Here is a 7778-nt window from a genome sequence, read left to right on the forward strand (position 1 = left end):
TATAAACATCAAGTTACTGAAGCTTTTGCAGCAGCAACGGCAGCAGATCGTCAATCTTGACGCGCTCCTGCTTCTGCGTGTCGCGATCGCGCAGCGTCACGGTATCCTTCAACTCCGGGGTTTCACCCAGCGTATCGAAGTCAATGGTGACACCAAACGGCGTGCCAGCCTCGTCCTGGCGCGCATACCGCCGGCCAATCGAGCCGGCCTCGTCGTAAAAGGCGGTCATCTTCACCCGCAACTGATTATAGATCGCGCGCGCCTTGGCCACGAGTTCCGGCTTATTCTTGAGCAGGGGGAATATCCCGACTTTGACGGGTGCCACGCGCGGATGAAACTTCATCACTACGCGCACTTCCTTTTTGCCCTTTTCATCCACGGTCTCCTCTTCGGAATAGGCGTTGCAGAGCAGCGCCAGGATCAGGCGATCCACCCCGGCGGAGGGTTCGATGACGTGCGGGATGAACAATCCCTTCGCGAGTTTCTCGAAATAGGTCTTGGTTTCGGCTTCTGCTTGCGCCTGGGCCTCTGCCTCGACGACTCCTTTTTTAATAAAGCCCGCGCGTTTGGCCGCGAGGAATTGGTCGCGCAACGCCTGCTTGCGGGTGTCGTCCAGCTTGGTCCAGGTCTGGCGCACTTCCTCGTCAAAGACTTCCATGCCTTTGCCGCTGTGTTTCTGGTGCTGCGTCAAATCAAAGTCACCGCGCGCCGCAATGCCTTCCAGTTCTTGCGTGCCGAACGGGAACTTATACAGCAAATCCACCGTGGCCCGGGCGTAATGCGCCAACTCCTCCGGTTTCTGCCAATACTCCTCCAACGACGTGCGCGGCAAACCAATGCTTTCGTAAAAGCTCAGGCGCTCTTCCACCCAATACTTGTGCCACATCTGCCAACCCCAGTTGGGCTTCGGTTCGCCCGGGTGCCCTGCCCCACTGACGCTGGCCACCTCGCCCACCTGGGCCGCCACCGTTTCATCCGGTTTGATGAAGAACTCCAGCTCCATTTGCTCAAACTCGCGCGAGCGGAATGTGAAGTTACGCGGCGTGACTTCGTTCCGAAACGCCTTGCCCATTTGCCCAATGCCAAACGGCACCTTCTGCCGCGACGTTTCCACCACGTTCTTGAACTGCGCGAAGATGGCTTGCGCGGTTTCCGGCCGCAGAAAGGCCACATTCTCCTCGTCCGCCACCGGCCCCACGTACGTCTTGAACATCAGGTTGAAGGGACGCGGCTCCGTCAGGAGCGAGCCATTCTCCGGGTTGAAGCGCTGGGAGTTTTCCACTTTTTCCATGCGCTCGCCCTGCAACTGCACATTCTGCAGCCCGCGCATCTGGTAGAACACCGTGGCGGTTTTGCGAGCGCTTTCCGGCGGTTTGCCAACCGGCAACAACACCGCATACGGCTCATTGTTCTCTTTGCCGGAAACCGCGTCCTTGGCGCCCGTGTAATAATAGGCGAGGCCGGATTGCGGATCAATCTGGTCAGCGCGAAAACGCTTCTTGGTCAGCAAGCAATCGCACATGGGATCACAAAAGGTGTCCACATGCCCCGAGGCGCGCCAAATCTTCGGATGCATGATGATCGTGGCCTCCAAGCCAACGACGTCATCCCGGAGGTGCACCATCGAGCGCCACCAAAGGTCTTTGACATTCCGCTTCAGTTCCGCCCCGAGTGGGCCGTAATCCCAAAAACCATTAATGCCACCGTAGATTTCGGAAGATTGGTAGACGAATCCCCGGCGTTTGCAGAGGGAAACGATCTTTTCCATCAATTCATTTTGTTTCGGTTCAGCCATAAATTTAAGCGGGGAGTTTCCGGCAGGCGTGCCAGGATGTCAAGGCGAGCGTGTTTTTTGCTTCAAACCCATCCGGTTGTCATACGTGCCGAGTTTAATGGGATCATGCTCCGGCCGGGGCAACTCATTGGCCAGAGTGGATTTACGGGTCTCGGCCTGGACGGCGTGGGCGGTGTTGGGGAACCGCTCAATCAGCCGTTGAAGGGCAGCCTTCGCCGCCTCAAGGTTCCGGCCAACCCGCACCTGCATATCCGCCAGCACATGGTAATAATGCGCCACTTGCTTCACCGGCAGATGCTCACAATGAATCAGCGCTTCCATTTGCTCCACCGCCAAGTCCAAGCGATCCAATTCTTCCGCGTACAACCGTGCCAGCCGTTCCCGCGCGTCGGTGTCCGCCGGATGCTCGGTCAAGTGCGCCACCCATTCGGCGGCGGCCTCGTTGGGTTCCTTGGACTTGACGACGTCTTCCGCCGCAATGGCCACCTTGCGCAAGCCCATGTCTTTCACCCACGGCGTCAAAGTCACGGTTTTGCCATGCTGCTTCTCGTCCAACATCTCGGCGGTGGGCAAATGAGCGATGCGCTGGCGGGCCTGCATGGCAAACTCCGTATCGGGAAAACGCTCAATGATTTGTTCCATCGCCTGGCGGGCGGCTTCGATATCGTGCGCGACGCTCAATTGCCAATCCGCCAGGCTGGCGAGCGCCAAAGCAATGGTGGCCGGCGGATGCCCCGGTTGGTTACACAAACGCAGGATAGTAATCTCCGCCAACGCTAGGTCCCGCAAGTTCTCCGCTTGGATCTCCGCCAGCAGCATCTGCCCGGTGACATCCTGCGGGAACTGTTGCAATTGCATCTGCACTTCATGGATTGCGGCTTGGAAAAGCCCCTGCTGCCGGCGCGCCATGGCGACGGAATACAGCGGCTCGGGATCCGGCGGTTCATCGCTGCCGGTGAACATCTCCCCCAGCGGCTTGGCAAACAACCCAATGATCGAAGGCCCCCAGAGGATGGCCAGCATCAAAGCAAAGACACACCCGGCGAGAAGGGAGAATATTTCCGTGATTCCGCCCATCCCGGCCTTGGTGGTGTACACCATGGCTCCCAGTATCACCACCGAAAGTCCGATACGCATCACCCAGCGCGCCTGGTCCACACTGCGCCTGAAGCTCCACCACGCCACCACGCCGCACAACAGCAGCGCGGAGATCAAGATCAGCGTGCCGCGAATGGCATGGGCGGTGGTTTCTTCCATGCGTTACGGCTTCTTCTCCAGTTCAAACGTCAGCCGCGTGCGGCGTTTATCCTGGACATTGACAATCTGCATTTCCTCCAACTGCCACTGGCCGTCCACCTTTTTGAAGCTGTTCAACTGAAATTCCTTGAGCGCCTTGCCAGCCGCATCGTACGCATCGGCCTGAATGATGCCACCGGTCTCCGTATCCACCCACGCCAGAACCCGTCCGTACCCCAACGAGGTTCCCGTCGGGCTGGGCCGGGATTCCAGCACCTGACAGGCACGTCCGCGCTTCAGTTCCTTCTTGATGAGCACCTGCTGCGGCCAATGCAGGAATTCCAGCCCCAAATCCCCGAGCAGAAAATCGCTTTCGCCCAACGGCTCCGCCGCGCCCGCCACGCGCGTACCCGCTTCCATCACCACCGCATAGGCGTTCGTGGAACCAAACTGATGCGTGATGGCATAAACGCGGGAAAGGTCCGTATTGTCCGGAAAAAGTAAGCGATACGTGGCGCGCCAACCATTGGTGATCGGAAACGTGGTAAAGACAAATGATACTTGCCGCATATCCTGACCGGAACGTTTCAGCTTCATCACGCCGCGCAACTCCACCCGCTCCGGCACCCGCACGGCGCGCAATTCAGCGGCAAGCGTTTGACCGGCAACGGGATCATTCAGTAACACTTCCGGCGGGGAAGTTGCCGCGCCAAATCCGCGCTCCGCAAGGCAGAACCAGACGCAACAAAGGACCATCTGGCCTAAACGATTTCGCAACGTGTTATCCATTGCCCCGATAGTTACATTGACTGCGTGCCGGTTCAAGCATGAGATTCCAGTATTTGCCCGATTTGCAGTATTGATTTACGGAACGTTCCAGCCCACAGTCGCCGGGTGCCTGGTGCGGGCAATCCGGTTCATGACTGGCCCCCCGCCAGACAACGATATCATGTGGGTGAAGCGTTTAAATGACGAATTCGGCAGTGTGAGGCTTGGCTGCGCCGGGTTGCCATCCTCAAGGCATTGCGCTGGCTCAGTCCGCCAAGAGGTGGGATCGCATTTTGATGTCGTGAAGTGCCAGCCCTGCATCACCATGGATAGCTTCCCGCATATGTCCAACAAACTCAGGAATCCTTGATTACTCATGACCGCATACCAAATTTTACAAGCAACATTACGCAGCACGCCCAAAACCTGGCTGGTGACCGGAAGCGCCGGCTTCATCGGCAGCAATTTGGTCGAAACCCTGCTGCGCCTGGACCAGCGCGTGGTCGGCCTGGATAATTTCGCCACCGGCTACCGCAAGAACCTCGATCAGGTCCAAGCCAAGGTAACGCCCGCGCAGTGGCAGTGTTTTCAATTCAAGGAAGGCGATATTCGGAATGCGGCGGCGTGTCAGGATGCCTGCCTGGGAGTGGATTACGTGTTGCACCAGGGCGCACTCGGTTCCGTGCCGCGGTCCATCGCCGAACCGCTGGTGAGCCACGATGCCAATGTGACCGGCACTCTGAACATGCTGCTGGCCGCCCGCGACCAGCGGGTCCGCCGCGTGGTCTTCGCCTCCAGCAGTTCCATCTACGGCGACCATCCCGGCCTGCCGAAGGTCGAGGACAAGATCGGCACTCCGCTCTCCCCCTATGCGGCCACCAAATGGATGGATGAAATTTATGCCGGCGTCTGCGCGCTCAACTACGGACTGGAAACCGTGGGATTGCGCTACTTCAATGTATTTGGCCAGCGCCAGGACCCGGATGGCGCTTATGCCGCCGTCATCCCCAAGTGGATCGCCACGATGCTCAAGGGGGAGGATGTGTTCATCAATGGCGACGGCGAAACGAGCCGCGATTTTTGTTATATCGCCAATGTGGTGCAGGCCAATCTGCTGGCGGCCACCGCAGCGAACCCGGACGCCGTGAACCAGGCGTACAACGTCGCTGTGGGCGAACGCACCACCCTGAACCAATTATTTCACTATTTGCGGGAGAAACTCCAGCACGCCCGGCCCGGCCTGAAAATCGCCGATCCGGTGTACCGCGAATTCCGGGATGGCGACGTGCGCCATTCGCTGGCGGATATTTCCAAGGCCCAAACCCGGCTCGGCTACGTGCCCACGCACTCACTTTCCGCCGGATTGGACGAGGCGCTGGCATGGTACCAATTGAACGTGGGATGAACCACGCGGGGCAACCAGCGGCCCAGGGGAACGCAAGATTGCTTTTTGCCATTGGCGAAACCGCTGCTACGTTTGGCCATGTTGTTGCAGGAAGAACAGATCACCACGGCGGCGGCAGACCATGAAACATCCGCACAGATGAAACCGAAAGTGCCCATGACCGACAAGCAGAGCGAACGCGACCATCGGGATATCCGCATTGACAAGGTCGGCGTGCGCGGCCTGCGTTTCCCCATCCAGGTGCTGGATAAATCGCGCGCCCTCCAGAACACCATCGCCACCATCGGCATGTTCGTGGATCTGCCCAAGGAATTCAAGGGCACCCACATGAGTCGGTTTATCGAGGTGCTGAATGCCCACGGCAACATCGTGCATGTGGACAACATTCCGGACATCCTCTTTGCCATGCAGAAGAAGCTGCACTCGGCCACCGCGCACCTGGAGATGGAGTTCCCCTATTTCATGACCAAGCAAGCGCCCGTGTCCCGCATGGAAGGCCTGATGGATTACACCGCCCGCTTCGATGCCGCCGCCTGCGGCGAGGAAATTGATTTCAAGCTCACGGTGAAGGTGCCGGTGACCACCCTGTGCCCCTGCTCCAAGGCCATCAGCCAGTACAGCGCGCATAACCAGCGCGGGGTGGTCACCGTGGCCATCCGCTCCCGGAATTCCATCTGGATTGAGGATTTGATCGCCATGGTGGAAAGCTCCGCCAGTTCGGAACTCTATTCATTGCTCAAACGGCAGGATGAAAAAGCCGTCACCGAACGGGCGTACGAGAACCCGGTGTTTGTGGAGGACCTCGTGCGGAACGTGGCGCTCAAGCTCAACGCCCATCCGGACGTCACGTGGTACCGCGTCGAAGCGGAGAACTACGAGAGTATCCACAACCACAACGCCTACGCCTGCATCGAGAAGGGCTAACAGCGCGGCTCAGCGGAGCACGTGTCCTTCAATGCTGCACGCGGGCCGATCGGCCATCGTCCCCAATATATACGTGCCGCCGTCCGGGCATTCGGGCTTGTTCTTGATGTACTTGTCGAAGCCAATGAGGTCTTCCCAGTCAGGGGCATCCTGCAAGCGCTTCTTGTTTTCCAACGCCCACTGTTCCTTGGCACCATCCAACTGGCGCAGATTATTAATGCAGGCGTTGCGGACCGCCGGGGAACCACTGCCTTTGGTCTTCCAGAAAATGCCGCCGATCTGGCGGGCTTGCTGCTCGATATCCCCCGCCTCGTAAAGCCCCGCATAGACGGCCTTCCATTGGTTGTCGCCGCGATACACGCGATACATCACCCCGAGCGTTAGATTGGTCTTCAGCGTCCCGCGGGTCAGGTCCATCGTGGTGCGCGCTTTGACCAGCCAGAACTTATCCTCACTCTCCGGTCCGCTGATCGGCGCCCAGCCCGGCGCGCCCACTTCCACCACCTCATTGGTAAAGTCCTTGCCGATTTTAAACGGCGTCTTGCTCATGAGCTTGACCATCGTATCGGGCGCAGTTTGGCCCAGCACGGCTTTCATCTCCTTGAGGGTTGGGTGATCGGCGTCCTTGCCGGAGGTTTCCGCCGCCGCGAGCCACCCAACCGGCCAAAGCAGGCCCAGCAGCGCCACGCGTTGCAGCCAGCGACGGGCCGAACGGCTCGCGCAACCGGTATTGGAATCAGTAAGGAATTGCTTCATAAGTTAATCATCCATGGTTCAACCGCCCAGAACTATCCTAAAGCCATAACTGCTGCGCGCCCGAGAGGTATCACTGGCGCGATAGGAAGCGAGCAGATACGCGGGATCATCCGTGCGCCAGGAAGCGCCCCGCAATAACTGGCCCACCCACGGAGCCAACACCGGCCACGGAAAGCAGCCGTCCGGTTGCTTCCGGCGTTCCTGCTCCAGCGATTGCCCCGCCACATACTCCATGGATAGAAACGCGAGCCCTTCGCCCGGCAGATGGTGAAAATCGTGAATGCGCACAATGCGCGGATGCGTCAACCGCCGGGCGCGGATGGTTTCCCGGCGCAACCCGGCCAGGGCTTCCGGGTCATTCTGCATCAGGGGCGAGACAAACTTGAGGGCGACGGCCTCCTGCAACTGCTCATCCTCCGCCAGCCAGACCACGCCCATCCCGCCCTGGCCAATTTGTTTGACCAGTTTGAACCGCCCCGCGCCAACCAGTTGGCCGGGCACAAACGGATTCAGCGCAAGATTCATCCCGTTGCCTTTCCGCACGCACTCTGGCGAAACCATCCCGAAAATACGAGCACAAAGTACACCGTCCTAAGCCACGATATTTGAGCAGCCCAAGTACACTCGCGCTCTCTCCAGTGGACGGCATAAATCCAAAGCGGTGTCGCCCGCCGCCCCCTTTTCCCCCTTTGGTTGCCACCGCACTCCAAATTTTCCCGCGCCGGGCGGGGGCGGGGCGTCCGGCGGCGATTTGACAGGAATCGTGGTTCTGCGTATGTTGATCGTAGCGTCCCTGCGTCAAATTTGCGTCTTATGCTGCGGCCCCAGCGAACCACGGTGAACGGTGAGCGCGTCCGGGAACCCCGGATGAGCGCCCCTGCCCTGTTCCCCGGC

At 59.2% G+C, this 7778-nt stretch carries 7 protein-coding genes; 2 read left to right on the forward strand and 5 right to left on the reverse strand.

The genetic code is table 11. The features are described from left to right. Positions 1-13: 13 nt before the first annotated feature. From WCO56_10370 to WCO56_10380, 3 genes are read right to left on the reverse strand one after another with little or no spacing between them, the layout of a single operon-like run. Complete coding sequence (locus tag WCO56_10370) at positions 14-1795, reverse strand: glycine--tRNA ligase (protein ID MEI7729966.1); 1782 nt, start codon at positions 1793-1795, stop codon at positions 14-16. A 39-nt stretch (positions 1796-1834) separates the two neighbouring features. Next, complete coding sequence (gene bamD / locus WCO56_10375; GenBank protein ID MEI7729967.1) at positions 1835-3052, reverse strand: outer membrane protein assembly factor BamD; 1218 nt, start codon at positions 3050-3052, stop codon at positions 1835-1837. Between the two features lie 3 nt (positions 3053-3055). After that, positions 3056-3820 (reverse strand): outer membrane lipoprotein-sorting protein, encoded by a 765-nt coding sequence (locus WCO56_10380; protein ID MEI7729968.1) that lies wholly within the window; start codon positions 3818-3820, stop codon positions 3056-3058. 355 nt (positions 3821-4175) lie between these two features. On the opposite strand from WCO56_10380, the gene WCO56_10385 reads away from it, so the two are divergent. Continuing rightward, complete coding sequence (locus tag WCO56_10385) at positions 4176-5204, forward strand: SDR family oxidoreductase (GenBank protein MEI7729969.1); 1029 nt, start codon at positions 4176-4178, stop codon at positions 5202-5204. A 138-nt stretch (positions 5205-5342) separates the two neighbouring features. Next, the gene (gene folE2, locus WCO56_10390) at positions 5343-6128 is read left to right on the forward strand and encodes a GTP cyclohydrolase FolE2 (GenBank protein ID MEI7729970.1); all 786 of its coding nucleotides are present in this window, start codon (positions 5343-5345) and stop codon (positions 6126-6128) included. 9 nt (positions 6129-6137) lie between these two features. On the opposite strand, the gene WCO56_10395 is transcribed toward folE2, so the two are convergent. Together WCO56_10395 and WCO56_10400 are read right to left on the reverse strand one after the other, a co-directional pair. Next, positions 6138-6884 carry a hypothetical protein gene (locus tag WCO56_10395; GenBank protein MEI7729971.1) on the reverse strand — a complete coding sequence of 249 codons (747 nt, stop codon included), beginning with the start codon at positions 6882-6884 and terminating at the stop codon, positions 6138-6140. Between the two features lie 18 nt (positions 6885-6902). Next, on the reverse strand, positions 6903-7409 hold the full coding sequence (locus WCO56_10400) for a hypothetical protein (GenBank protein ID MEI7729972.1): 507 nt from the start codon (positions 7407-7409) through the stop codon (positions 6903-6905). Positions 7410-7778: the final 369 nt, after the last annotated feature.

The sequence above is a fragment of the Verrucomicrobiota bacterium genome (assembly GCA_037139415.1).
Lineage (GTDB): Bacteria > Verrucomicrobiota > Verrucomicrobiia > Limisphaerales > Fontisphaeraceae > JBAXGN01.

What these genes read in the sequence shown, in the direction of transcription:
- folE2 (MEI7729970.1), top strand. Translation starts at nt 5,343, where the DNA reads ATGAAACCGAAAGTGCCCATGACCGACAAGCAGAGCGAACGCGACCAT.
- bamD (MEI7729967.1), bottom strand. Translation starts at nt 3,052, where the DNA reads ATGGAAGAAACCACCGCCCATGCCATTCGCGGCACGCTGATCTTGATC.
- WCO56_10400 (MEI7729972.1), bottom strand. Translation starts at nt 7,409, where the DNA reads ATGAATCTTGCGCTGAATCCGTTTGTGCCCGGCCAACTGGTTGGCGCG.
- WCO56_10385 (MEI7729969.1), top strand. Translation starts at nt 4,176, where the DNA reads ATGACCGCATACCAAATTTTACAAGCAACATTACGCAGCACGCCCAAA.
- WCO56_10380 (MEI7729968.1), bottom strand. Translation starts at nt 3,820, where the DNA reads ATGGATAACACGTTGCGAAATCGTTTAGGCCAGATGGTCCTTTGTTGC.
- WCO56_10395 (MEI7729971.1), bottom strand. Translation starts at nt 6,884, where the DNA reads ATGAAGCAATTCCTTACTGATTCCAATACCGGTTGCGCGAGCCGTTCG.
- WCO56_10370 (MEI7729966.1), bottom strand. Translation starts at nt 1,795, where the DNA reads ATGGCTGAACCGAAACAAAATGAATTGATGGAAAAGATCGTTTCCCTC.